Raw genomic sequence first — 26,327 nt, 5'->3', positions numbered from 1 at the left:
AAAAAAAACTGATAAAAACTTAACATAAATTTCAGAAAATGCGCCCGAAAAAAGTAGAGTAGAAGTGGACAAGAATTCAGAAACTATTTGGTCAAATTGTATTCTGAGTTGCTTCTGAAAATTGGTAACCTCTAACGTCCCGGCGCTTGGCGAGGTTGCGAATTTCGGAACCGATTATTTTCTGTTAAAGATAATAATTCTTGCGAGAAATAAACGTGTATTTACTACAAAATTTGCAATCTTGCCAAACGCCTGTTAGGCGAAGATTTAATCCTCCGCGAATCCATAATTCTCGTTTGTTTTCAAAATCCATTTTATTTTAGAATATCTTGTTCGAAGTATTTTCTCCAAACAGTCATTTTTATCTTTGTTAAAATTAGTTAAGTCAACAAATATTTTTTTTGCTTTTGGAAGTGTATTTATTTGATTTTCTAATTCGTCACAATTATCATTCAAAAATTTTACATACAAAGGATTTGTTGATTTTACTATAAAGATTTCATCACTAAAATATCTTTGAGAGTTCTCTATTGCATCTTCAAGTTTAGTTTCGTCTTTAAATATTTCAGCGATAATTTCATAGGTTTTAATAATCAGTTTTCCTTCTTCAGAACTTCTATTTGGCGAGAAAAAAGTTTTATTTGATTTTATTTTTTGTGAATTTTCAAATTCTAAATTTATCGTTATTCCGTCATGTGGTGGAAATTTATCAGTTTTGAATTTAGATAATTTTTTTAAGACACTTTTTAGTTCGTTAAATTTAGTATTTTCTGCTTGAACTTCGAATTTTATTTCTTTAGGTAAAAATTTTCTAATACTTTTTAAATCTGTTGAATCAATAAATTTCCAAGTATTTTTTGAAATTGAATCTGCAAGAAAATATTCATATGGAATTGAAGCTATGACTTTCTTTGAATTATTATCTATTTCTATTTTAAAACCACTGTAAAAAGATGGAGCTGAATAGAATGTGAATTTTTCTATTTCAGATTTTCCTTTTTCTGAACAGCCAATAATTGTAATCAAAATTAAAATTATAAATGTCAACTTTTTCATTAAGGTTCTTTTTTTAAGCGGTTTCCAAAATTTTCGCCTAACGTTTTGCCGCTTTGTCTCGTGGCGTATTTTCGACACTTAACATTCCAAAAATACACAAAATATTGATTCAGCGATAAAAATTCAGATAAAAACTGAACTAGCCATGAGACAAAACGGCTGTTAGAGGTTGCCAAAATCGGCTTTTTAAACGTAAACGTGAATTTTAAACTGAATTCTGCGTTTTGTTTTTCCACTTTCAACTTTTCCATTTTTAGTTTTCAAAGTTTTGCTTTTCAGTTTTTTATTTCATTAAATTTCAAAAAAAAATCGAGCGAAGCTCGATCTTTTAAAAGTATTTTTTTTTGCGCAAAACTTTTCAAGATTTAGTTTTCAGATTTAGTTTGGAAAAATTCAAGTTCAATAATTCAACGCAACATTTTCAAGATTTTGTTTTCAGATTTAGTTTGGAAAAATTCAAGTTCAATAATTCAACGCAACATTTTTCAAGATTTAGTTTTCAGATTTAGTTTGGTAGAAAATTTTAAGTTCAAGAATCTAACGCAACACTTTCACGATTTAGTTTGGCAGAAAATTTTCAGAAACGTTTCGGAAATCAGTTTTCAAAAGTTTAGTTAGTTTTCCATTTTAGGATTTCATTAAGTTTCTTAATTTTTGTCCGCTAAAAACAAAAAAAAACTGATAAAAACTTAACATAAATTTCAGAAAATGCGCCCGAAAAAAGTAGAGTAGAAGTGGACAAGAATTCAGAAACTATTTGGTCAAATTGTATTCTGAGTTGCTTCTGAAAATTGGTAACCTCTAACGTTCTCACGCTTGGCGTCAGTTGCGAGCTTCGGAACTGATTATTTTCTGTTAAAGATAATATTTCTTGCGAAACGTGAACGTGAATTTACCACAAAATTCGCAATTGCGCCAAACGTGTGTTAGCAGATGGCTTTTTATTCAGTTATGATTTTCTCAATTTTGTCGTGTAAATTTTCTTTTATCCATTTGTTCATTTCTTCTTTATTATTTGCTTTACAACTTGTTCCTGGGCTTTCATTGTTGATTAATAATTTATTGTTTTTTAAGTCATACAAACTATGATATAAATTTCCTCTTTCTAAAATTAAAAAGTCTTTTTGAATAAAAATTTTCACATCGTTTAAATTTTTTGGACCTTCATCATAATTAAAAGCAATTGGAATAAAATTGCATTCAGTTGAAGTTTCGTTGTCTTCAAATTTGAATTTACAATCTTCTACTAACTTTTTATCTATTTTTTCGTTCTTGTTCCAATCTTCTTTTTTCCACTTCAATATTTGCCATTCTGTATCGTCAAATCCAGCCATAGAAAAATATAAAACATAAATTTCATTTTTGTATTCAACATATTGCTGAAATAAATAATCTTTGAAAAGTGTTTGCAAAACTTTGATTTTAACATCATAATATTTATCCATTCCAATTTTGTTGAAATTTTCTTTTCCCGTTTCTCTGTATTTTTCGACAACTTTTAAGCTATCATTTATTAAACCTTCTTTTTTAAGTTCTTCAATTTCATTTTTTTCTACGATATCAAAATAATATTCAACACTTCTATATTCTAAATTTTGTGAATAAGAATTAATAGAAAATAATATTGTAAATAATAAAATGAGTTGTTTCATTTTTCGTCTTTTTTCTGCGATTTTTTTTAAGCTATCTGCTAACGTTTTGCTGCTTCTGGCAGTGGCGTAATTTGCTCACTGACAACAGCAAATATACCGAATATTTGAAAACGAAAGTTGTATTGTAAGAAAAAAGATTTTCACAGAAGTTTTATAAATAAATCCCAAGCCTAGCCATTGCTAGAAACAGCTGTTACCAGTAGTACTTATTTCTTATCTATAGTCACATTTCGTTCTTTCAAAATTTGGCTTATCGCAATCTTTGCTTCTTCAACTAAATTATTTGTATTTTCTCTTTTGATTAATTCTTCTGATGATAAATTTTTAAATTCACGTGTGAAAAGGGCAATTTTATTTTCTTTAGCCTTTTCCAATTCTTCTGGCTCACCTCCAAACCATTTTTCTTTTAAATCCATTAATTCACTAAACCTTGTGAAGATTAAAACAATTAATAATATCAAAGGAAATAAATGGAAAATTCCGATTCTTGCATCGAATGCATCACCATATTTAATTGCGTCAAAAGTTGAAAGAGTTAAGGAAAATACTAATACTCCTAAACTCAAATCATCTTTTTTCAATACAAGAGCGGTTGAAACAAACGTAAGGCTTATAATTCCAAAGAATGATTGAATTCTAAAATGTGGATTATAAATCATAGATATTATGACATAAATCCAAAGTATTGTTACGATTATTATTTCGGCTTTCTTTTTACGCATTTTCGAATAGTATTACTGGTAACTTGTTTATATCAGCCATAAATTGCACTTATCAACTTACCGTAAGTTGGCTTTGTGCCATAAATTTGACTTCAAGTTTCAAATATATGAAAAAATTTGTACTATTTTTATGTAAGAACATTTTTTTATAAATCATCAAACGGACTTTTTATTTGTTCTAAACTCTTGGTGCTCACATGTGTGTAAATTTCGGTTGTTTTACTGCTTCGATGTCCTAATAATTCTTGAATATATCGCAAATCGGTGCCACTTTCTAATAAGTGTGTTGCATAGCTGTGTCGTAACCAATGCAAACTTACGGGCTTGGTTATGCCAACTTTTGCAAGTGCTTGTTTTAAAACATTTGATAAGCTTCTAGCATCGTACGGTTCGTCTCCATTGACACCTTCAAATAACCATTTTTTTGGTTTGTAAACAACATAATAATCTCGTAGTAATTGCAAAATCTTGATTGATAAAGGTGCTATTCTGTCTTTTTTTCCTTTGGCTTGTCTTATCATTACTATGTTGCGTTTGGAATCTATATCTTCTATTAATAGATTCAATAATTCGCTTCTTCTTAACCCGCAACTGTATATTAATGAGAGCATTGTTTTATGCTTTAGGTTGCTGTGAGCTGTAAGTATGAGTTTTATTTCTTCTTTGCTCAATACATTTGGCAACACTTTTTCTCGCTTTGGACGATGAATTTTTTCTATTTCAATCTTTTTTTCTTTTACAGTTTTGAAATAGAGTTTGATAGCATTTACTATCTGATTTTGATAGGATGATGATAATTTGTTTTTATAAATATACTCGTTATTGTAAGTTATTAAATCTTCATTGGAAATTTCATTGCTGCTTTTTTGGTTGAAAAAAGATAAAAAGGAACGCAATGCTTCTGTATAGGTTTTTATTGTATTAGAACTATACCGCTTTGAAATTAACCATTGCTTGAACTTCTCAATTTGTTCTAATCCTTCTTTTGAAGGTTGGTTGACTACAATACTAAATCTAATTTGGTTTTCTACAGAATTGGGAATGTGCCAGACTTTAAGTGTTTGACTCCATCTTGCACCTTCGACTTTTCTTATTCGGGAAATTAATTCGTTGCTTTTTTCAAAATAAACGGCAATGCGTTTTTCTCCGTTATGGCTGATAATTTTTGCAATCCAATACATGGCTTATAAGTTTATAATGTAAAAATAAAAAAAAATCCTCAACTAACTAGTAGTCAAGGAATATTTTTTTTATTTTCTTCTAAAATCTCTTCTTGGCGGAACGATTCTTGGTGCTGGTTTTGGCAAACTGGCTTCTTCTGTTTTGCTCGATGGTTCTATTAACTGATTGAGTTCTTTGATTTCGGCATCGGTTAAAAGTCGGTGGCGACCTATTGGCAAATCGAGTGAAATATTGATAATTCGTGTACGTTTTAGAGCTGTTACTTCATAATCAAGGTATTCACACATACGACGAATTTGTCGGTTCAAACCTTGTGTAAGGATGATTCTAAAAACGTTTTTGCTGATTTGTTCGACTTTACATTTTCGGGTAACGGTTTCTAGAATCGGAATTCCGTTGCTCATTCGTTCTATAAATCGGTCAGTAATTGGTCGGTTTACCGTTACGATGTATTCTTTTTCGTGGTTGTTTCGTGCACGCAAAATTTTGTTGACAATATCGCCGTCGTTGGTTAGAAAAATCAATCCTTCGCTGGCTTTATCAAGTCGTCCGATTGGGAAAATTCGGGTTGGATAATTGATGTAATCAATAATGTTATTGCGTACTTCTAGGTTGGTAGTACATTCTATTCCGGGTGGTTTGTTGAAAGCTAAGTAGATAGATTTTTCGGTTTTTTCTCTAATGAGTTTTCCGTCTATTCGCACTTCGTCGTGCATAGAAACTTTGGTGCCCATTTCTGGAACAACGCCGTTTATGGTTACTCTGCCTTCTTCGATAAGTTTGTCGGCTTCTCGTCGGGAACAGAATCCTGTTTCACCTATGAACTTGTTTAGCCTTTTTAGATTGTCTTCCATTTGGCAAAGATAGTTATTTTGTAAAAATGATTTCGCATCAATACAGATTGAATCTAGCCCCGATTGCAGTGGCACGAAGTAGAGCGAAAAGCGGGAACTACCATTATCGAAAATGCCCGAGTGATTGGCTCCTAATTTTTTTTAACCACATAGATACATAAGAAAAACAATAGATTTGAAGATTTCAGAGGTATTTTATTTTCACATAGATTGTTAGTAAAATATCTTTTGGCGGATTTGAAATCTAAGTTTATTCATTAAAAAAACCGCAAACTCTCAACTAATAGAATTTGCGGTTAAAAAAAATGGTTTAATTTGGCTTTAGTCTAATAAGCGTATGCTTTTTTTAAGCCACTGATTACACTGATTAGCACAGATTTTTATCTATATAATGAAGAAAATCTTTGAAATCCTTTAAATCTGTGGCAAAATAAATTGAAAGCAAATATATTATTTACACCATAGCTTTAATTTTAATGATTGGATGAAACGCTTCCGCCTGAGGTTTCTTCTTTTTCGACGGTTTTAGGGTTTCCATCATAATCGATAGAGCTTCCGCTAGAGGCTTTTCCTGAAATTTTTACTAACGGATGAACTTGTGTTGAACTTCCGCTGGTTGATTGGGCAAAAACTTCGTTGGCAAGCAAGCTTTCGGCGTTGATTTCGCTTCCGCTAGACGAAGCTGTTTCTAGTTTTAGAGCTTTTCCAGCAATGTCAATGTTACTTCCGCTGGTTGATTCGCAACTGATTTCTTCAAACTCTACACTGGCTTGAATTTCGCTTCCGCTACTAGTTTTTACTTTTAAATTGGTTCCTTTTAGTGTGTTTTTTCCCGTTATTGACGCGCCACTTGTGGTTTCAATTCCAGTGATAGTTGGCATTGAAATGCGAACAGTCATCATTTCGGCATTGTCAATATTCTCGTCAGATGTAACTTTTAGAACGCCATTTTCAACTTTGGTAGTAATGTGTTTTAGTAAGTTTTCATCGGCTTCTACTTCAATTTTTACGGCATCTGCTTGTTCTAGCACAACGTCAATTCCGCGTGAAACATCAACTTTTGTAAAGTTTTCTGTAATGGTTCGAGTTTCGGTTTGTACGTTTCCGTTTCCGTCGATTCCGTCTCCTAAGTCAATTTTGTAGGTACATGAATTGAACAATAGCGCTAGTAGGGCTGCCGTAATGACTTTTGCTGCAAATAATAGTAACTTTATCATAATTAGTTGGTTTTAACGATTATACCATTTTCATTGATTTCTAAACCAGGTTTACCTTTTTTGGTTTGAATAACTTCTTTGCCGTTTATTTTCAATGAAATCTCTTTTATAGAATCATTTTCGTTGGTAACATTGATGTCTTCTGTCATTATTTCTGAATCTACATCATTGTATTCATTTTCATCAGCTGGGCAGTTTAGACATTTTATTTGTTTGTCACCTACTTTATAAATGTAGTCGTCTGAACTGTAATGCAAGTTGAAAAATTCATTATCTGATTCGTCATATTCTTGAACGCTGTAGTCTGGTTTGATAATAGTTCCTTTTGGTACATAAACAAATAATACAACTTGTTGCGCTCTAAATCTGTTTTTTACATTGTGTAAAAGATAATTGTCTAAAATTAATTTATTTCCTTCAATTTTGAAACCATAATTGATTTTTTCTGCTCTTTCTTTTGCTTCAGAAGCGGTTTTGCCTTTTGCTAGTTTTTCAATTTGCAAATAAGGAAGCTTTTCATCTGTTGGTAAAAACTCGATTGAAATATTAGTTGAATACACTACTTCGTTTCCTTTTTCGTCTTGTGTCAATCTGAAATCTTCGCGATCATCAACATCTTTTGAATAAAAATCATTGCTTTTGAATTTTACATAAAGTGTGTCTTGTGGCGACATAGTAATGGTTTGTTTTTCAACCGATTTTCCTTCGAATGCTAATTGTGTTGCTTCGTTAATTCCTAATGAAATTAAGATTCCTAATGCAATAATCCAAATAGCAAGCAAACTGTATTTAGCAATATTTCCTATTGATTTTAAGTTGGTTATCAATAATTTTAAACCTAAAATAAGTAAAAAGAATAATGGAATACCAAAAACCAACAAGTATAAAATTCCTTGAATCCAAAGCGGTGTTTCTAAGCCAATTGGTGTTGTTACATGATTTAGAATATAATTTTCAGGCATATTAGCAGAAAACATTAAAACAATACAAGCAATACAAAAAGCTAACAATGAAAAAGAGGCAAACATTACAATTATAGCACCCAAAACTTTAGCGAAAGCTCCGAAAATAGTAACTAAAACATCACCAAAATTTTTACCAACTCTATTGGCACCCGATGTAAATTTGTTGGCCAAATCAGGATTAGCGTTTTTGAATTTCTCAGACATGTTTTCGTATTCTTCACGTACTTTTTGATCTACGTTTTTGAATTTTTCTGAAACACTATCAAATTCTTCTCTCACTTTTTTCTCTATATTCGAAATGGTTACTGGTTCTCCCGTCATTTCTAGTTTTTCGCTAGTTGTGATAGCTTCTGGCGTAACAACCCAAAGGATAAAGTAAGCCAAAATTCCAGTTCCGAAACCTGCGAAAACAAATACTAAGAACAAAATTTTAATCCAAACAGCGTCTACACCAAAGTAGTGACCTAATCCTGTACAAACTCCACCAATCATCCCTTTTTCTTTATCACGATATAATTTTTTTGAAGTTCTTGATGTTGAAGAAGTATAAGTTGTTTTTCTTGGTTCTTCACCTTCGTCGTCTATTCGGTAATCTTCTGGTTGTCCCATTACTAAAACTACTTCGTCAACGTCTTTTAAGCTAACAACATGTTTATCAGATTTTTGTTTTTCTTCTAACAATTCTGCAATTCGCATTTCGATATCTTTCATGATTTCGTCTTGCCCAGAAGAGTTAGATAGCGAACGTTTTATAGCATCTAAATATCTAGATAACTTTTGGAATGCATTTTCATCTACATTGAAAAATAATCCACCTATATTAATATTTACTGTTTTGTTCATGATTGTTAGTTTTGAATGGTTATAATGTTTACGGCATCCGACAATTCTGTCCATGTACCATTTAATTCATTTAAAAAAGTTTTTCCTAATTCGGTTAGTCCATAATATTTTCTTGGTGGTCCCGATGTTGATTCTTCCCAACGATAGTTGAGTAAGCCGTCATTTTTTAGTCTTGTTAGTAGCGGATAAACTGTTCCCTCAACTACAAGCAATTTTGCGTTTTTCAAGGTATCTAAAATTTCAGAGGTATAGGCTTCTTTTTCTTTTAATACAGATAAGATGCAGAACTCCAAAACTCCTTTTCGCATTTGCGCTTTTGTGTTTTCGATGTTCATAATGTGTTTTTTAATTTTTTGTGATTAACATTCGTTTTTTGATTGATGATTAAATTGATGATTGAAATTATTTAAAGAAATTAATAGTCAAAGGATATTTATACGATTCGCCATTCGATGCTTTTACACCTGCAATAATCACCAAAATGAATTCGCTTATTTTTGAAAATATAAATAAGCCAAAAGCGATAGCTGCAATAATTATAAAAGTTGTGAAATTTTCATTACTTAAATCTTCAATTTTAAAATTTCCAGAATCAAAATGATTCGCACTAAAACTTACATTTTTTATAGCTAAGTAAATTAAAGTTGGAATTGAAACTAACAATAAAAGTAAAGTATACAAAAACATACTTAGTTGAAAGTTCAATGCTTGTTTTCCGTTTGCATCGATAAATTCAGAATCATTTTTTTTAGAACTCCATATTATAATAGGAAAAATAAAACCTCCAAATGGAATAATATATTGAGATAATGTACTCAAATGGATTAGGGCTGATGTGTTTTTTTCGTTTGATGTCATGATTATTTTTTTGTTTTGATTAGTGATGATTTTATTTAATACTATAGATAGACTATTAATTTCTTATACAAAGATAAGGCTAAAAACTAGTATCTTGTTTTGCATAGTAGTAAATATTAACAAAAAATTAACATTTACTATGAAGTGAATACTAACAAATAAATGTGTATTTTTACAGCAAAATCAATACTTCATGAGTAATTCAACTTTAAAATATAATACCTTTTTGTTTTTCAAATTACCTTCTGCTTTTTGGTCAGGTGTACGACTTAAAGCAATAGACGAGGAGCAATGCGTAGTTTCTGTTAAGCACAGATGGTTCAATCAAAACCCTTTTAAATCGATGTATTTTGCAGTGCAAGCAATGGCGGCCGAACTCACAACAGGCGCATTAGTATTATCCAAAATAAAAGCTTCTGGTAGAAATATTTCGATGCTGGTTGCCAATAACAAGGGAAATTATACCAAAAAAGCAACAGGTAGAATCACTTTTGTTTGCCACGATGGCAAGTTGGTAGAAGAAGCTATCCAGAAAACTATTGCAACTGGCGAAGGACAAACCGTATGGATGAAATCAATAGGAACCAACCAAAAAGGTGAACAAGTTTCCGAAATGGATTTTGAATGGACAGTTCGTGTTAAATAGTTTCTAAACAAAAGTTAAACCCATAACAATTAACGAAATATTCAGATTTTGTCTTCGTAAATTTGAATAAAAATAACAAAATGAAAGTTTTAATCACAGGCGCAACAGGACTTATCGGCTCAGAATTGACGGAAAAGCTATTGAAAAACGATCATTCCGTTAATTATTTGACAACTTCAATTTCTAAAATTGCAAATAAAAACAACTATAAAGGATTTTATTGGAATCCACAAGACGGAACCATCGATGAGAATTGCATTGAAGGTGTTGATGTTATTGTACATTTGGCAGGAGCATCAATATCAAAAAAATGGACAAACAACTATAAACAAGAATTAATTGAAAGCCGATTATTGTCGGCTCATTTGCTTTTCGGATTGGTAAAAAAATCCCAAAATCAAGTGAAACAATTTATATCAGCTTCTGGAACGGCTATTTATCCTGATAGTTTTTCGAAAGTATACGATGAAAATTCTCCCGAAATTGAAGATAGTTTTTTGAGTAATTTGGTGGTAAAATGGGAGGAAAGTGCTAATCAATTCCAATTATTATCAATCAAAACCACTGTTCTTCGCACTGGAATTGTTTTTTCAGCCAAAGGTGGCGCACTTGCCGAAATGGTAAAGCCAATTAAATTTGGTGTAGGTTCGGGTTTCGGTTCAGGAAAACAAGTTCAATCATGGATTCATATTCAAGATTTGGTCAATTTGTATTATTTTGCCATTATAAATCAAACCGAAGGTATTCTAAATGCAGTAGCTCCAAACCCAATTTCAAATCAGGAATTGACCAAGACGATTGCCAGAATTTTAAAGAAACCTTTAATTTTACCCAATATTCCACAATTTGTAATGAAATTGATTTTGGGCGAAATGCACATATTACTCTTTCAAAATAAAACTATAATTCCTAAAAGAGCACTCCAACTCGGATTCAAATTTGAATTTGATACAGCAGAAAAGGCTTTGAATGATATTCTAAAATAAAAAAAAACTCCAGTATTTGCTGGAGTTTTTTATGTATCGGATCGAATTAATAATTGGAAAAGTTATAAAGCCCAACCTTTTAAAAAGAACTTTATTATTCCAAATGTACTAAACTCGAAATCGATATAGTCTTAAAATTTTGCTAATTTTTTTATTTTTAATATAAGCTTAGATTTGAAGCCAGAATTGTGACAATTTGACATAAATTCAAAAATGGCAAATAATTTGATTTTAAAGTTTTGAAATCATACGATTATGAACATTAAAAATATTTTTAAGAATAAAAAACAAGAAGATACAATGAATACTGAAAATCCAGAAAATGAACCAATTGTTGAAGAAAAAACTTCAGAAAACATTGTAAATGAGGTTGAAGCAGCTACCGAGTTAACTCTTGAACAACAATTGCAAGAAGAATTATCTACCGAAAAAGATAAATTTTTACGACTTTTTGCTGAGTTTGAAAATTATAAAAAACGTACTTCTAAAGAACGTATCGATTTGTTTAAAACTGCCAATCAAGAAGTTTTGCAAGCCATGTTGCCAGTTATGGACGATTTTGACAGAGCGATGATTGAAATTTCTAAGTCAGAGGACGAACTTTTACTAAAAGGTGTTGAACTAATTTATGAAAAATTAAAAGGAACATTGGTTTCTAAAGGTTTAGAGCAAATTGAAGTTAGAGTAGGTGATGCATTCAATGCTGATTTTGCGGAAGCAATTACCCAAATTCCAGCACCAACTGATGATTTGAAAGGAAAAATTGTAGATGTTCTTGAAAAAGGATACAAATTAGGCGATAAAATAATTCGTTTTCCAAAAGTAGTAGTAGGAATGTAGAGACAATTCATGACTTGTCTCTACAAAACAATATAAAGATAAAATGAAAAAAGATTTTTACGAAATATTAGGTATTTCCAAAAATGCATCCGAAGCTGAAATAAAGAAAGCCTATCGCAAGAAAGCTATCGAGTTTCATCCTGATAAAAATCCGGGTGACGCTGCAGCAGAAGAGAATTTCAAAAAAGCAGCAGAAGCTTATGAAGTCCTAAGTGACCCTCAAAAAAAGGCTAAATACGATCAATATGGTCATCAGGCATTTGATGGCGGCGGCGGATTTGGTGGTGGTCACGGCGGCATGAATATGGACGATATTTTCAGTCAGTTTGGTGATATTTTTGGCAGTGCATTTGGCGGTGGCGGATTTGGTGGCGGAGGCGGTCAACGTCGTGTAAAAGGGAGTAATCTTCGTATTAAAGTTAAATTGACTTTAGAAGAAATTGCCAATGGTGTTGAGAAAAAAGTAAAAGTTAAACGTAAAGTTCAAGCGCAAGGTGTTACCTATAAAACTTGTTCCACTTGTAATGGTCAAGGGCAAGTGATGCGTGTTACCAATACTATTTTGGGTAGAATGCAATCTGCCTCAACATGTCCAACTTGTGGTGGTTCGGGTCAAATCATGGACAAAAAACCTGCCAATGCCGATTCACAAGGAATGATTTTAGAAGATGAAACAGTTTCAATAAAAATTCCAGCAGGTGTTGTAGATGGTATGCAACTTAAAGTTTCTAACAAAGGAAACGATGCACCAGGAAACAACAGTATTCCTGGAGATTTAATTGTCGCTATCGAAGAATTAGAGCATGAATTTCTTAAACGTGAAGGCGAAAATCTTCATTACGATTTGTACATAAGTTTATCAGAAGCGGTTTTAGGTGTTTCAAAAGATATTGAAGCCATCAACGGTAAAGTTAGAATCAAACTGGAGGAAGGAATTCAATCTGGAAAAATTTTGAGACTCAAAGGAAAAGGAATCCCAAGTATCAACAGTTACGGAAGTGGAGATTTATTAGTTCATGTAAACGTTTGGACGCCAAAAAATCTTAGTAAAGAACAAAAACAATTTTTTGAAAAAAATCTCGGAGACATCAATTTTACTCCAAATCCAGAGAAAAGCGATAAATCTTTCTTTGAAAAAGTAAAAGATATGTTTTCATAAACCATATAAATAGCTATATTTGATTAATGCTTTATTGATAAGTAATCAGATAAGCAATTTTTTTTCCCATCCTTGTGCAAATAAGGGTGGGTTTTTTTGTAACAAATAAACAAAGTTTACTACTAATTCTATACTTTTACAAAATGCAATTGCAATAACAAAAGTCAATGTCAAAAATCAAATTCAATTGCCAAACTTTTGTAAATTGCTATTGTCATTGCCATTGAAATTTAATTTTTATGAATAACATTCTCGAAGTAAACAAAGTTGTCAAAAAATACGGAGATTATACTGCTCTCAACGAAGTTTCGCTTTCTATTCCTCAAGGAAGTATTTACGGATTATTAGGACCAAATGGTGCCGGAAAAACATCGCTAATTCGTATTATCAACCAAATTACAATGCCTGATAGTGGTGAAGTTTTACTTGATGGAAAACTATTGCAACCTGATGATGTTCAGTATATTGGTTATATGCCAGAAGAACGTGGTTTATACAAATCAATGAAAGTTGGTGAGCAATGTTTGTACTTGGCTCAACTAAAAGGATTGTCTAAAGAAGATGCCAAAATTCAACTAAAATATTGGTTCGACAGACTAGAGATTCAAGGTTGGTGGAACAAAAAAATCCAAGAACTTTCTAAAGGAATGGCACAAAAAATTCAGTTTGTTGTAACCGTTTTGCACAAACCAAAATTGCTTATTCTCGACGAACCGTTTTCTGGATTCGATCCTGTAAATGCCAATTTGATAAAAGACGAAATCATCGAACTCAACAAACAAGGAACTTCTATCATTTTCTCAACACACCGAATGGAAAGTGTAGAAGAAATGTGCGACCATATTGCGCTAATTCACAAATCAAATAAACTAATCGAAGGAAAATTGACTGATGTAAAAAAGCAATTTCGTACCAATAGTTTTGAAGTGGGAATTCTAACCAATAATGTAGAAGGTTTGATGTACGATTTGAGTCAAAAATTCACACTGTCACAAACCGATTTCAAATCGCTAAACGACGAATTAAAGCTCGAAATCAACCTTGGAAACGCTACTTCAAGCGAACTTTTAAATACATTAATACAACGCGGACAAGTTACCCATTTTGTAGAAAAAATTCCAAGTGTAAACGATATTTTTATAAAAACAGTTACCGAATAGTAATTTTTTGTTGTCACACTGAGCGCAGTCGAAGTGCTCATAAGTAAATTCTAAATATGTCTAAACTACTACTAATAATAAAAAGAGAATTTATTGCCAAAGTTCGCAATAAATCATTCATCGTAATGACATTTTTAAGTCCATTACTCTTTGTCGGAATTGGAGCTTTTGTCGGGTATCTTAGTTCAATGAAAGCCGACATGAAAACCATTGCCATTCATGACGAAACAGGCAAATTTGTTAGCCAATTCAAAAGCGATGAAGAATACAAATACCTCGATTTATCTTCTGTCGATACCAAGATTTTAAAAGATAGTATCGTAAAAGAAAGCTACGAAGGTTTGTTAATCATACCAAAAGCAGCCAATAACGAAAGTTTGCAAAAGGGCATTCAATACGTTTCTAATGATAGTCCAAGTGTAATGTTTGTCGAAAAATTAGAAGATGTTATTTCCAAAAAAATAACAGACGAGAATTTCCTTGCACAAGGTTTAGATACTCTAAAAATTAGCAATGCCAAAGCAGCTGTTTCCATAAATTTAACAAAAGCATCAGGTGAAGAAGCGCTAAAAGGTCTTAATGAAATAAAAATTGCCATTGGTGGTGCTTTCGGATACCTTATCATGATGTTCATCGTTATCTACGGAAACATGGTAATGAGAAGCGTTATCGAAGAAAAAACGTCAAGAATTATCGAAGTCATTATTTCTTCTGTCAAACCTTTTCAATTGATGATGGGTAAAATCATAGGAACTTCAATGGCTGGAATTTTGCAATTTCTAATATGGGCAATTCTAGGAGTTGCTGCCATGTTTATCATGACATCTGTTTTCGGGGTTCAAATGGGTGCAGCATCTGCAAGTCAATCGCAAGAAGCAATGGCAATGGCACAAAAAGAAATGGGTGGCGATTTTCAAATGTATCTCAAAGAAATTTTAAATCTTCCTTTACTTTCAATAGCTTTAGGTTTCATTATTTATTTCGTCGGTGGCTATTTTCTATATAGTTCATTTTACGCGGCAATTGGTGCAGCTGTCGATAACGAAACCGATTCGCAACAATTTCTTTTACCTATAATAATGCCTTTGATACTAGGTGTCTACATCGGTTTTTTTACCGTAATCAACGATCCACACGGAACCGTAGCAACCGTATTTTCCATGATTCCGCTTACATCGCCAATCGTCATGCTTATGCGAATTCCATTTGGTGTGCCTTGGTGGCAAATCGCCATTTCGGTAACGTTACTTTTCGGAACATTTCTCGGAGTTGTATGGTTTGCATCCAAAATCTACCGCGTCGGAATCCTAATGTACGGCAAAAAACCAACCTGGAAAGAATTATACAAATGGCTTAAATATTAGGAGCGAATGGCTCGGGCTTTATCAGTGATGGCAATTCCTGCTTTCCACAATATCTTTTTCTTTTTTAAATAAAAAAAGAAAAAGGATATTTATTCCAATCAGGGCTATTAATAAAACAATTTTGAATTTTTGCGAACTTTGCGAAAAACTTTGCGAACTTTGCGGTTAAATAAAAAAGCATGTCAAAAATACTAATCATAGAAGACGAAGCTGCCATTCGTAGAGTATTAACCAAAATACTTTCCGAAGAAAGCGATACCTATCAAGTTGAAGAAGCCGAAGACGGAGCACAAGGTTTCGAAAAAATAAAAAACACCGATTACGATTTGGTGCTTTGCGACATCAAAATGCCCAAAATGGATGGCGAAGAACTTCTAGAAGCCGTAAAAAAAATAAAACCCGAAATTCCAATCGTAATGATTTCTGGTCACGGCGATATGGAAACCGCTATCAATACTATGCGTCTAGGTGCATTCGATTATATTTCAAAACCACCCGATTTAAATCGACTATTAAACACCGTTCGCAACGCTTTAGACAAAAAACAACTCGTAGTTGAAAACAAAATTCTAAAGAAAAAAGTTAGCAAAAACTACGAAATGATAGGCAATTCAGAACCTATCAATCACATAAAAGCCATAATCGAAAAAGTGGCGCAAACCGATGCAAGAGTATTAATTACTGGACCAAACGGAACAGGAAAAGAACTTGTTGCGCATCAATTGCACGAAAAAAGCGAGCGAGCCAACTTTCCAATTATTGAAGTAAACTGTGCCGCAATTCCATCTGAATTGATAGAAAGCGAATTATTCGGACATATAAAAGGTGCATTTACATCAGCCGTAAAAGACCGTGCAGGAAAGTTCGAAGCAGCCGATGGCGGAACTATTTTCTTAGATGAAATAGGCGATATGAGTTTGGCAGCACAAGCCAAAGTATTACGTGCTTTGCAAGAAAGTCTGATTCAACGTGTTGGTGCCGACAAGGATATCAAAGTAAATGTTAGAGTTGTAGCTGCAACCAACAAAGATCTTAAAAAAGAAATTGAAGAAGGACGATTCAGAGAAGATTTGTACCATCGTTTGGCAGTAATTCTTATAAAAGTTCCATCGCTAAATGATCGTAGAGAAGATATTCCATTATTATTAGAACATTTTGCCATAAAAATAGCTGAAGAGCAAGGAAATGCAACAAAGGTGTTTTCAAAAGATGCTATCAAATTATTACAAGAATACGACTGGACAGGAAATATCCGCGAACTAAGAAACGTTGTCGAACGACTAATAATTCTGGGTGGTAACGAAATATCAGAAACAGACGTAAAACTATTCGCAAGTAAATAAAATGTTGTCTGAAGTCACTTATTAGTCTAATTAAAAAGAACTGAAAACCGACAACCGACAACCGACAACCGACAACTAACAAAATGCAATTAAAAAAAATAAACCCAAACCTTCAAAAAGCACTAATCGAAAACGGATTAACGGAAGCTAACGAAATGCAACAAGAAACGTTTTCTACTATCAAAAGTGGTGCGGATGCCGTTATTCAATCGGGTGAAAAAACAGGAAAATCGACTACGATTGTGCTTAATGTCATTCAACGATTAGAAAAAACGCAAGGTGAAAGTACTCGTGCTTTAATCATTGTTGAAAACAAAGAAAGAGTCCTCGAAATGGAAGAACTTTTTTTGAAACTGGGAACTTATACCGACTTGAGTATTCTAGGTGTTCATGACAAGGGCGACATTGATTACGACAAAAATGTTATTTCAATGGGATTAGATGTTCTTATCGGAACACCAGCTCGTGTCAATACACTTTTCTCTTCTGCCGGATTTAATATTAACACTATTAAAATGTTTGTAGTCGATGACACAGAAATTTTAATGCGATTAAGAATGGATGCTGTAATTCTGCGTTTGTCACAAAGTATTGAAAAAACCCAACGAATTTTCTTTTGCAACACCATAACCGAACGCGTTGAATCTTTGGCTAACAACATAATGATTGAACCATTATTTTTCGAAATGGAAGACGATGAATAAATGATTATCCGCGTTTTAGCCAACCAGTAATGCTCATTCTTTTTTCATTTGTTGTCAAAACTTCATGAAGTAATTCGTCACTTTTAAAAAAGACCGTTTTGCCTTGCGTAGGATTTATGGTATGATTATTTTTGTCTTCATAAATAAGCAATTCACCACCATCTTTTTTTTGCCAATCAGCATTCAAATAACTTATCATTGAATATTGTCGCTTGGCATCATCCTGAAATTGATCTAAATGTTTCCGGTAAAAACTTCCTTTTTCGTATAAAGAATAGTGAAATTCATAACTCTTTATATTGGTATAGCAACTTTGGTTGAGGTAAGAAATAAATTCTTCAATTTTTTCAAAAAATTCATTTTCAAAAGAATTGTTGTGCTTTTTGTCGAGCCAATAAATCTTGTCATTTCGTATTAAATTATCATAAAGCATGTGTCCATCATTACCGACACCTGCGGTTTTCATGCTACTTTCACTATCTAAAGCTATTAAATTTGCCTTTAAATTATCACACAAAGTTTCGCTTAAAAAATTCTCCGAAACACCAACTTTATTCGCAATAAAACTGGCTATCAAGTCCTCAAAATTATTTTCCATTTTAATAACTTGATTAGACAAGTATTGCAAGGTAGTCTAATAAGATTTAGTAATAGGATGATTTTAAAATATTTGGAATGAAGTTTTTTAATATATTTGTTTTTTAAATGTAATTTTCAAAGTGAAAAATAAAAGTTTAGCTCTAATTTTCAACTTCATTCTATTAATAACACTCTTTTCTTGTGGTGATTCAGAAGAAACGGAATATGTTTCAGTAGAAAAAACTCCTGTAATACTTAATCTTGAAAACGTTCCGTATCCTAAATTATCAGATTATAAGTTTTTTCAAGGAAGTATTAAAGACCAAAAGCCATCTTATGGCGTAATTCCGTACGAACCTACTAGTGAATTATTTACTGACTATGCTGAGAAAAATAGATTTTTATGGATGCCAGAAGGAACAAAGGCTACCTACAGTAGTGATTCTGAAAACTTGAATTTACCAGTTGGTGCTGCTTTGATTAAAACTTTTTACTACAATAATGTTCAACCAACCAATTCCACCAAAATAATTGAAACACGAGTTATGATTCGTAAATCTACAGGTTGGATTTTTGCTGAATATGTATGGAATGATGAACAAACAGAAGCTACTCTTCAAAATGCCGGAAGCACTATTCCAATTTCTTGGAAAGATAGTAACAACATCATTCAAAATATTGATTATCAAATTCCTGCGCCAAATCAATGTTTAACGTGTCATTCAAATAATCAAGTTGTAATTCCAATAGGCATAAAGCCTCAAAGTTTGAATAGTGATTTCAGTTATGTTAATGGAACCAAAAATCAATTGCAAAAATTAATTGACTTTGGTTATTTAGAAAATAATCTACCAGCTACTATTGTTTCCGTTGTCAATTATGATGATACTTCCAAAAGTTTAGATTTGAGAGTTCGTTCCTATTTTGATATTAATTGTGCTCATTGTCATCAAGATGGTGGTAATGCTGCCTATGTAACTCAATTGAGATTATCATTTAATGAAACTGTAAATCCTACCAAAATGGGGGTCTGTGTTTCAGCATTAACTGCAATTCCTGGTTTTCCACGTGGAAAGTTGGTAAATCCTGGTAACATTACAGGATCTTATATTTATTTTAGCATGAATACCGATTTATCTTTTAATAGAATGCCGCGTTTAGGAAGAACTATTGTTCATCAAGAAGGAATTCAGTTGGTAGAACAATGGATAAATTCTTTGCCTGCTTGCGAATAAAATCTCCTCAGCCAAAACTGTTTACCATTTGTACACCTTTAATTTTTGAGGTTTACCAATAAAAAGTTCTATTTTTGAAATATGAATTTTTTAAGAAACATTTTCATTTTCCTTTTTTTACTGTTAGCAGAAGTTAGTTTGGCTTCGCCATCAGATAACCCTTTGTTGCAAAAAGGTTGGGCTGCTTTGGTTAGAGATGATGAAAATGAAGCTTTCAACTGTTTCTGGCAAGCTTTCGAAAAAGCTCAAAAAGATAAAAATACCGAAGACAAAGCGGAGGCACTTTTATATTTAGGAATTTGTTCTTATGGTTCAAGTTCCGAAAATGGTTTGCGTTATGTAACCCAATCATTAAGTGAATATAAAAAACTGGAACCGACTTTTCCTGAAATCGCCAAAAATGGGCGTAGTAGATGTTTGCAATTAATAAGTACCATTTATAGCCGCCAAAAAAAGTATTCTGAAGCGATTCGCTTGAGTAGAGAAGTTATTACAAATTTTGAAGGCTCAAAAGATGTGACTGGAACATTAGGCTTGGCCTATAACAGCTTAGGTGCACTATATGAGATTCAAAAAAAGATAGATTCGTCTGATTATTTTTTTAATAAAGCTTTGATTGAATTTGAAAAGAATAAAAATAATGCCTATTTGCCAACAATTTACATCAAAAAAGGGAACATTGAAAAAAGAAAAGGTAACAAAGAAACTAGTTTTGAATTCTATCAAAAAGCATCTTTAATTGCTCAAAAAACCGAAAATAAACAAGCGCAAGTTTTATCTTCAATAGCAAAAGGTAATTGGTTTATAGATTTTGAAAACAATTCTTCCGAAGCAGAAAAATTATTCAATCAAGCTAAAATAATTTCAAAATCGCTAACAGATAAAACTTTCGAGATTAAATCACTTGAAGCATTGATAGTTTTGGCAAAAAAACAAAATGATTTTAAGCAAATTAGTCAGTTACAAAGTGAGATTTTAAAAATTAAAGACAATTATTATTCATTAGAAAGAGAGCAAATTGTCAAAAACCTCGAAGTTCAATTTGAAGTGTCCGAAAAAGATCGAAAATTAGAATTGATTTCAAAAGAAAAAGAAGTTTCACGATTGACGAATATTTTACTGATTATGTTGGTTTTGCTTTTGTTGGTTGTGTTTTCCTTTCTTTATTTTTTTCTAAAAAGAATTAATAAACGCGACAAACAATTATTGAAAACCAAAGAAGAATTATTTATTGCGCTCGAAGAACAAAAAAGGTTAAAAGAAATTCAATTTCAAAATGATCTTGAACATAAAGAAAGCCAATTAAGTGCCATCACATTGCAAATGTTGCAAAAAAACGAATTGCTTGAAGAAATAAAGGAAATTACTCGGAAAAAAGAAGCAACTTCAGGTGAACAATTGTCACGTATCGTAAATAGTCATTTTGCGCAAGATAGCAATTGGAACGATTTTGATAAATATTTTGAAAGTATAAACAAAAATTTTTACACCAAATTGAAACAGAATTATCCCAAAATAAGTTCAAACGATTTGAAAATATGTGCTTTGATAAAATTGAATCTTTCAATAAAAGAAATGGCTTCTATTTTGAATATTTCGCCCGATAGTGTCAAAACAGCTCGTCATCGATTGCGAAAAAAATTAGATTTGTCAACCGAAGATAATTTGACTGAATTCATACTTTCAATTTAAATTCTTTGATTTACAAGTTTTTGCATGATGTTTACCTTTTGTCAACCTATTAAAAATAGCTTTTTAAAATTATATGTTTACTTTTGAATTGTCAATAATTAAAAAACGAATATAGAAATCTTAAATCCAATAATTATGAAAAAAATTACTTTAACTCTGAAAATGTTTTTAGTATTTGTTTCTGTTACAAATATGAATGCGCAAGTCATAAATGGAAGTTTTGAAAATTTGAAAGATAATTTTTTAGTAAGCAATTGGGGAAAAAATTTTTCATATAATGTTGGAATTGATACCGGAACTGGACAAACAACATCTGATGAAATTCAATATAGTGGTTATGTTCCTAGTTTGTGTTACTCTAATTTTGGCAACTGCCATTCTGGTCAATATGCTATGGAAATGGCTAATGCTTTTAATGTTACTCAAAACGAAATGATTGTAGGTGGAGCTGTTCTTTTTGAAGATGTAACTCAAAACTTTCCTCCTGGTGGAAACTACGATATTAATACTAGTTTTGTTCCTTTTAACGCTAGCCTTTTCAATTCTTATTATGGTTATAACTTAGGGTTTTATTATAAATTTTTGCCATTAGGGAACGATATTGCCGAAGCTACTCTTGAACTTTTTGATAGTGAACTAAATTCTGTCGGGAAAGTATCTGTTCCCATTTCAGGTGTTAGTTCTGGTTTTGATTATGTGTACGCACCAGTAAATTTGACTTCTACAAATACACCTACTTTCATGAGTCTTTCTTTTTCAATGGCAAAAGAAGGTTCTACACCAACTTTAGGAAGCACGCTAATTGTTGATGATGTTTTTATAAATAATATGACTTTGGGAACTGTTATGAATCAAGCTTTTCAGTTTTTAATTTATCCAACGGTTGCCCATAATGAAATTAATATCCAAAAAGGAAGCAAAGTTGCGAATGGAAAGTATGATTTCAATATTGTAAATGCTGAAGGCAAAATTGTGCAAAAAGCTTCATTGAATTTAACTGATAATGATGCAAAAATTGATGTTAGTCAACTTTCTTCTGGAATGTATCTAGTAAAATCTGAAAATTTTGTTGGGAAGTTTATAAAAGAATAGTTTGTTAATTAAATTGCTGAAACTGGTTTGAAATGTTAAATTTCAAACCAGTTTTTATTTATATGCACGCATACTAAATTATTTTACTATATTTACCCAATCAAAACTATAAAATATGGATTTTTCAGCAAAAATGCTTCGTGATAATGCTTTGGCAGACAAAGTAATAGTAGTTACTGGTGGCGGTAGCGGATTAGGAAAAGCAATGACCAAATATTTCCTTGAATTAGGCGCGAAAGTTGCCATAACTTCACGCGATTTAGAAAAATTAAAAACAACTGCATCCGAATTAGAAGCGCAAACTAACGGAAAATGTTTACCAATTCAATGCGATGTTCGTCATTATGATCAAGTAGAAGCAATGCTTGCTGAGGTTTTGAAAAATTTCGGAAAAGTAGATGTTTTACTAAACAATGCAGCTGGAAATTTCATTTCACCAACCGAAAGACTTTCAGCAAATGCATTTGATACTATTATCGATATTGTTCTAAAAGGAAGTAAAAACTGTACATTAGCCTTCGGAAAACATTGGATAGAAACCAAACAAACCAATTGTAATGTGCTGAATATTGTTACAACTTATGCATGGACAGGTTCGGGTTATGTTGTGCCAAGTGCGACCGCTAAAGCTGGTGTTTTAGCCATGACAAGAAGTTTAGCTGTAGAATGGGCAAAATACGGAATCAGAATGAATGCCATTGCTCCAGGACCATTTCCAACCAAAGGTGCTTGGGATAGATTATTACCTGGCGATTTAGCCGAAAAATTCGATATGTCCAAAAAAGTGCCTCTAAGAAGAGTAGGTGACCATCAAGAGTTAGCCAATTTAGCAGCATATTTAGTTTCAGATTTTTCTGCTTATATAAACGGCGAAGTAGTAACAATCGATGGTGGTGAATGGTTACAAGGCGCAGGTCAATTCAATATTTTAGAAAAAATTCCACAAGAAATGTGGGATATGCTTGAGGCTATGATTAAAAATAAAGGAAGTAAATAATCCTTTATTTTGTTATTCAGGAGGAATCTCATTTTTTATACAGTTAGTATTTTTACTTAATATTTTGCAAGTCAGATGGAATTTTTCTATCTGACTTTTTTTGTAACTCATTGCTTTTAACTAATTCTCAATCGTTGTTAACTGATAACTGACAACTGAAAACTAAAAATTACAAGATTGTTAACAAAATACATTTTCAAAACCCATAAATAGTTGTATTTTTACCACTCAAAATTTTTATAAAGTAAATGGGTAAAATCATAGCAATTGCTAATCAAAAAGGCGGTGTTGGTAAAACAACAACGTCTATCAATCTCGCAGCTTCATTAGGAGTTTTAGAAAAAAAAGTATTACTAATCGATGCCGATCCACAGGCTAATGCAAGTTCAGGGCTTGGAATAGATGTGGAAAGTGTTGAAATTGGAACATATCAAATTCTAGAACACAGCAATACTCCAAAAGAAGCAATTATTTCGTCAACTTCACCAAATGTTGATGTGATTCCAGCTCATATTGATCTTGTTGCCATCGAAATCGAATTGGTTGACAAGGAAAATCGCGAGTATATGTTGAAGCAAGCTTTAGAAAGTATCAAAGACGATTATGATTATATTCTAATTGATTGCGCACCATCATTAGGTTTGCTAACCTTGAATGCATTGACAGCAGCTGATTCAGTTGTAATTCCAATTCAATGTGAATATTTTGCTTTAGAAGGTTTAGGAAAATTATTAAACACCATCAAAAGTGTTCAAAAAATACACAATCCAAGTTTAGACATCGAAGGTCTGTTATTAACCATGTTCGATTCACGTTTACGTTTGTCTAATCAAGTGGTTGAAGAAGTTCAAAAACATTTCAACGACATGGTTTTTGAAACAATTATTCAACGTAATGTAAAATTGAGTGAAGCACCAAGTTTTGGCGAAAGCATCATCAATTTTGACGCAACAAGTAAAGGTGCTACCAATTATTTGAATTTAGCACAAGAAATTATCAAGAAAAACAGTTAGTGATTTATGGCACAAGCAGTAAAAAAACAAGCATTAGGTAGAGGTTTATCGGCACTTTTGAAAGATCCAGAAAATGATATAAAATCTGTTGACGACAAAAATGCAGATAAAGTTGTTGGAAATATAATCGAGCTTGAAATTGATGCAATTGAAATAAATCCGTTTCAACCTCGTAGTAATTTCAATGAAGAATCTTTAAAAGAATTAGCAATTTCTATTAGAGAATTGGGTGTAATTCAACCCATTACTGTTAGAAAGTTAGATTTTAATAAATACCAATTAATTTCGGGAGAACGTCGTTTGCGTGCTTCTAAAATAGCTGGTTTACAAGTAGTTCCTGCTTATATTCGTATTGCTAATGACAACGAATCATTAGTAATGGCTTTGGTTGAAAATATTCAACGTCACGATTTAGACCCAATTGAAATTGCTTTATCTTACCAACGTTTGATGGACGAAATTCAATTGACACAAGAGCAAATGAGTGAACGAGTAGGTAAGAAGCGTTCTACAATTGCTAACTATTTGAGATTATTGAAATTAGATCCAATTATTCAAACTGGAATTCGTGATGGTTTTATAAGTATGGGTCACGGTCGTGCTATAATCACAATTGAAGATCATGATGCTCAAGCAGATATTTATCAAAAAATTGTTAGCCAAAATCTATCTGTTCGTGAAACAGAAACATTGGTTAAAAATTACCAAGATAGTCTAAAACCAAAAGCAGAAAAAACTGCTAAATCTTCTACATTTGAAGTTTCTACTGATGAACAAAAAGCAATTGCAACTTATTTTGGAGCAAAAGTTGATGTAAAAATAGCTGGAAATGGAAAAGGAAAAATCACCATCCCATTTCATTCAGAAGAAGATTTTAATAGAATTATTAAACTTATAAAAGGTTAGTGATTAGATTTTTACATATACTTTTAGTCGTTTTCTTTTTGGGAAATGCGATTGGTTTTGCCCAAGAAACAGAACTGAAAATAAAAGATACTATTAGTTCAAAAAAATCACAAATCGACCCATTGGCGCCAGCTAGAGCCGCTTTTTATTCGGCTGTTTTGCCAGGATTAGGGCAAGCTTACAACAAAAAGTATTGGAAAATTCCAATTGTTTATGGAGCAATCGGAAGCGGTATTGGAATTTACGCATGGAATAACAGTAAATACCACGAATTTAGAGATGTTTACAAAAGAAGAATTGCAAATATTCCTGATGCCAAATACGATAAATATTCGGATGCAACTTTGATAAATGCTCAAAAATCATATCAAAGAAACCGTGATATTTCGCTTTTAGTAACAGTAGCTTTGTATGCTTTAAATATTGTGGATGCTAATGTTGATGCGCATTTAAAGCAATTTAATGTTGATGATAATTTGTCACTTCGTCCCGAAATTTACCCATCTGATTTTACTTCACAACAAAATATTGGTTTAACACTAAATTATCGATTCTAATGAAAGTAGCACTTTTAGGTTACGGAAAAATGGGAAAAATTATCGAAAGAATCCTATTAGAACGAGGGCATAAAGTTGTTTTGAAAAAAACTAGCACCACTACTTTTGACGGATTAAAAAGCGCCGATGTTGCCATAGATTTTAGTTTGCCAAGTGTTGCTGTTGACAATATTTCAGAATGTTTAACTAGCGGAATTCCAGTTATTTCTGGAACTACAGGTTGGTTGGAAGAATATCCAAAAATAGTTTCGCTTTGTCAAGAAAAAAATGGGGCATTTTTATATGGTTCCAATTTCAGTTTAGGCGTAAATTTGTTTTTTCAATTGAATGAAAATTTGGCCAAAATGATGTCAAAGTTCAATCAATATAAAGTTGAATTAGAAGAAATTCATCACACTCAAAAACTCGATGCTCCAAGTGGAACAGCTATTTCATTAGCAAAAGGAATAATCGAAAATTCTGATTACACAAGCTGGACATTAGACAAAAATAGAGAGGAAAATCAATTATATATCGATGCCAAAAGAATAGAAAATGTGCCAGGAACGCATTCTGTTTTTTATAATTCTGATGTTGACACTATTGAAATTAAACACACAGCCCACAATCGCGAAGGTTTTGCTTTCGGAGCAATTATAGCCGCTGAGTGGATTGTGAACAAACAAGGAATATTTACAATGAAAGATGTGTTGCAAATAGTGTAAC

Annotated in this window: 27 protein-coding genes; 16 read left to right on the top strand and 11 right to left on the bottom strand. The window is 32.2% G+C overall.

The window, feature by feature from the left end:
- Positions 1-267 precede the first annotated feature (267 nt).
- From O9267_RS13790 to O9267_RS13745, 10 genes are all read right to left on the bottom strand, one after another.
- Positions 268-1,056: a hypothetical protein gene (locus O9267_RS13790; protein WP_298180561.1), complete on the bottom strand. Its 789-nt coding sequence runs from the start codon at positions 1,054-1,056 to the stop codon at positions 268-270.
- On the bottom strand, positions 1,056-1,307 hold the full coding sequence (locus O9267_RS13785) for a hypothetical protein (protein WP_298180559.1): 252 nt from the start codon (positions 1,305-1,307) through the stop codon (positions 1,056-1,058). The genes O9267_RS13790 and O9267_RS13785 overlap by 1 nt, the downstream gene beginning before the upstream one ends.
- Positions 1,308-1,997: 690 nt before the next feature.
- Positions 1,998-2,708 (bottom strand): hypothetical protein, encoded by a 711-nt coding sequence (locus O9267_RS13780; protein ID WP_298180557.1) that lies wholly within the window; start codon positions 2,706-2,708, stop codon positions 1,998-2,000.
- Between the two features lie 206 nt (positions 2,709-2,914).
- Positions 2,915-3,430, bottom strand: coding sequence for a hypothetical protein (locus O9267_RS13775; protein WP_298180555.1), 516 nt, complete (start codon positions 3,428-3,430; stop codon positions 2,915-2,917).
- A 146-nt stretch (positions 3,431-3,576) separates the two neighbouring features.
- Positions 3,577-4,611 carry a site-specific tyrosine recombinase/integron integrase gene (gene xerA / locus O9267_RS13770; protein WP_298180553.1) on the bottom strand — a complete coding sequence of 345 codons (1,035 nt, stop codon included), beginning with the start codon at positions 4,609-4,611 and terminating at the stop codon, positions 3,577-3,579.
- A gap of 69 nt (positions 4,612-4,680) precedes the next feature.
- Complete coding sequence (rluF, locus tag O9267_RS13765) at positions 4,681-5,466, bottom strand: 23S rRNA pseudouridine(2604) synthase RluF (RefSeq protein ID WP_298180551.1); 786 nt, start codon at positions 5,464-5,466, stop codon at positions 4,681-4,683.
- A gap of 473 nt (positions 5,467-5,939) precedes the next feature.
- Complete coding sequence (locus O9267_RS13760; RefSeq protein WP_298180549.1) at positions 5,940-6,683, bottom strand: head GIN domain-containing protein; 744 nt, start codon at positions 6,681-6,683, stop codon at positions 5,940-5,942.
- Between the two features lie 2 nt (positions 6,684-6,685).
- Positions 6,686-8,491 (bottom strand): PspC domain-containing protein, encoded by a 1,806-nt coding sequence (locus tag O9267_RS13755; RefSeq protein WP_298180548.1) that lies wholly within the window; start codon positions 8,489-8,491, stop codon positions 6,686-6,688.
- Positions 8,492-8,496: 5 nt separating this feature from the next.
- Positions 8,497-8,826, bottom strand: coding sequence for a PadR family transcriptional regulator (locus O9267_RS13750; protein ID WP_298180546.1), 330 nt, complete (start codon positions 8,824-8,826; stop codon positions 8,497-8,499).
- 67 nt (positions 8,827-8,893) lie between these two features.
- Positions 8,894-9,349, bottom strand: a complete 456-nt coding sequence (locus tag O9267_RS13745; RefSeq protein ID WP_298180543.1) for a DUF4870 domain-containing protein — start codon at positions 9,347-9,349, stop codon at positions 8,894-8,896.
- A 193-nt stretch (positions 9,350-9,542) separates the two neighbouring features.
- On the opposite strand from O9267_RS13745, the gene O9267_RS13740 reads away from it, so the two are divergent.
- From O9267_RS13740 to O9267_RS13705, 8 genes are all read left to right on the top strand, one after another.
- On the top strand, positions 9,543-9,995 hold the full coding sequence (locus O9267_RS13740; RefSeq protein WP_298180541.1) for a DUF4442 domain-containing protein: 453 nt from the start codon (positions 9,543-9,545) through the stop codon (positions 9,993-9,995).
- 80 nt (positions 9,996-10,075) lie between these two features.
- Positions 10,076-10,981, top strand: a complete 906-nt coding sequence (locus tag O9267_RS13735) for a TIGR01777 family oxidoreductase (RefSeq protein ID WP_298180538.1) — start codon at positions 10,076-10,078, stop codon at positions 10,979-10,981.
- A gap of 255 nt (positions 10,982-11,236) precedes the next feature.
- Entirely contained in the window at positions 11,237-11,821 is a 585-nt protein-coding gene (locus O9267_RS13730) for a nucleotide exchange factor GrpE (protein WP_298180536.1), read from the top strand.
- A 43-nt stretch (positions 11,822-11,864) separates the two neighbouring features.
- The gene (gene dnaJ, locus O9267_RS13725; protein ID WP_298180534.1) at positions 11,865-12,980 is read left to right on the top strand and encodes a molecular chaperone DnaJ; all 1,116 of its coding nucleotides are present in this window, start codon (positions 11,865-11,867) and stop codon (positions 12,978-12,980) included.
- 239 nt (positions 12,981-13,219) lie between these two features.
- Positions 13,220-14,140, top strand: coding sequence for an ATP-binding cassette domain-containing protein (locus tag O9267_RS13720; protein ID WP_298180532.1), 921 nt, complete (start codon positions 13,220-13,222; stop codon positions 14,138-14,140).
- Positions 14,141-14,196: 56 nt separating this feature from the next.
- Positions 14,197-15,504 carry an ABC transporter permease gene (locus O9267_RS13715; RefSeq protein ID WP_298180530.1) on the top strand — a complete coding sequence of 436 codons (1,308 nt, stop codon included), beginning with the start codon at positions 14,197-14,199 and terminating at the stop codon, positions 15,502-15,504.
- A gap of 179 nt (positions 15,505-15,683) precedes the next feature.
- Positions 15,684-16,847: a sigma-54 dependent transcriptional regulator gene (locus O9267_RS13710; protein ID WP_298180528.1), complete on the top strand. Its 1,164-nt coding sequence runs from the start codon at positions 15,684-15,686 to the stop codon at positions 16,845-16,847.
- Positions 16,848-16,930: 83 nt separating this feature from the next.
- Entirely contained in the window at positions 16,931-17,551 is a 621-nt protein-coding gene (locus tag O9267_RS13705; protein ID WP_298180526.1) for a DEAD/DEAH box helicase, read from the top strand.
- A gap of 4 nt (positions 17,552-17,555) precedes the next feature.
- Here the strand turns inward: O9267_RS13705 and O9267_RS13700 are convergent, their stop codons facing one another.
- Positions 17,556-18,149 (bottom strand): 2OG-Fe(II) oxygenase, encoded by a 594-nt coding sequence (locus tag O9267_RS13700; protein WP_298180524.1) that lies wholly within the window; start codon positions 18,147-18,149, stop codon positions 17,556-17,558.
- Positions 18,150-18,270: 121 nt separating this feature from the next.
- On the opposite strand from O9267_RS13700, the gene O9267_RS13695 reads away from it, so the two are divergent.
- From O9267_RS13695 to dapB, 8 genes are all read left to right on the top strand, one after another.
- Entirely contained in the window at positions 18,271-19,365 is a 1,095-nt protein-coding gene (locus O9267_RS13695; protein WP_298180522.1) for a hypothetical protein, read from the top strand.
- Between the two features lie 81 nt (positions 19,366-19,446).
- Positions 19,447-21,057, top strand: coding sequence for a hypothetical protein (locus tag O9267_RS13690; RefSeq protein WP_298180520.1), 1,611 nt, complete (start codon positions 19,447-19,449; stop codon positions 21,055-21,057).
- A 135-nt stretch (positions 21,058-21,192) separates the two neighbouring features.
- Positions 21,193-22,149 (top strand): T9SS type A sorting domain-containing protein, encoded by a 957-nt coding sequence (locus O9267_RS13685; protein WP_298180518.1) that lies wholly within the window; start codon positions 21,193-21,195, stop codon positions 22,147-22,149.
- 115 nt (positions 22,150-22,264) lie between these two features.
- Entirely contained in the window at positions 22,265-23,146 is an 882-nt protein-coding gene (locus O9267_RS13680) for an SDR family oxidoreductase (RefSeq protein ID WP_298180516.1), read from the top strand.
- 248 nt (positions 23,147-23,394) lie between these two features.
- The gene (locus tag O9267_RS13675) at positions 23,395-24,159 is read left to right on the top strand and encodes an AAA family ATPase (protein WP_298180513.1); all 765 of its coding nucleotides are present in this window, start codon (positions 23,395-23,397) and stop codon (positions 24,157-24,159) included.
- A gap of 6 nt (positions 24,160-24,165) precedes the next feature.
- Positions 24,166-25,065 carry a ParB/RepB/Spo0J family partition protein gene (locus tag O9267_RS13670; protein ID WP_298180511.1) on the top strand — a complete coding sequence of 300 codons (900 nt, stop codon included), beginning with the start codon at positions 24,166-24,168 and terminating at the stop codon, positions 25,063-25,065.
- The gene (locus O9267_RS13665) at positions 25,065-25,622 is read left to right on the top strand and encodes a DUF5683 domain-containing protein (RefSeq protein ID WP_298180509.1); all 558 of its coding nucleotides are present in this window, start codon (positions 25,065-25,067) and stop codon (positions 25,620-25,622) included. The genes O9267_RS13670 and O9267_RS13665 overlap by 1 nt, the downstream gene beginning before the upstream one ends.
- On the top strand, positions 25,622-26,326 hold the full coding sequence (gene dapB, locus O9267_RS13660) for a 4-hydroxy-tetrahydrodipicolinate reductase (RefSeq protein WP_298180508.1): 705 nt from the start codon (positions 25,622-25,624) through the stop codon (positions 26,324-26,326). The genes O9267_RS13665 and dapB overlap by 1 nt, the downstream gene beginning before the upstream one ends.
- Position 26,327 lies beyond the last annotated feature (1 nt).

Source organism: Flavobacterium sp., assembly GCF_027531705.1.
Classification (GTDB): Bacteria; Bacteroidota; Bacteroidia; order Flavobacteriales; family Flavobacteriaceae; genus Flavobacterium.
The sequence above is the reverse complement of the archived record's forward strand: the minus strand, read 5'-3'. Positions and strand labels throughout refer to the sequence as shown.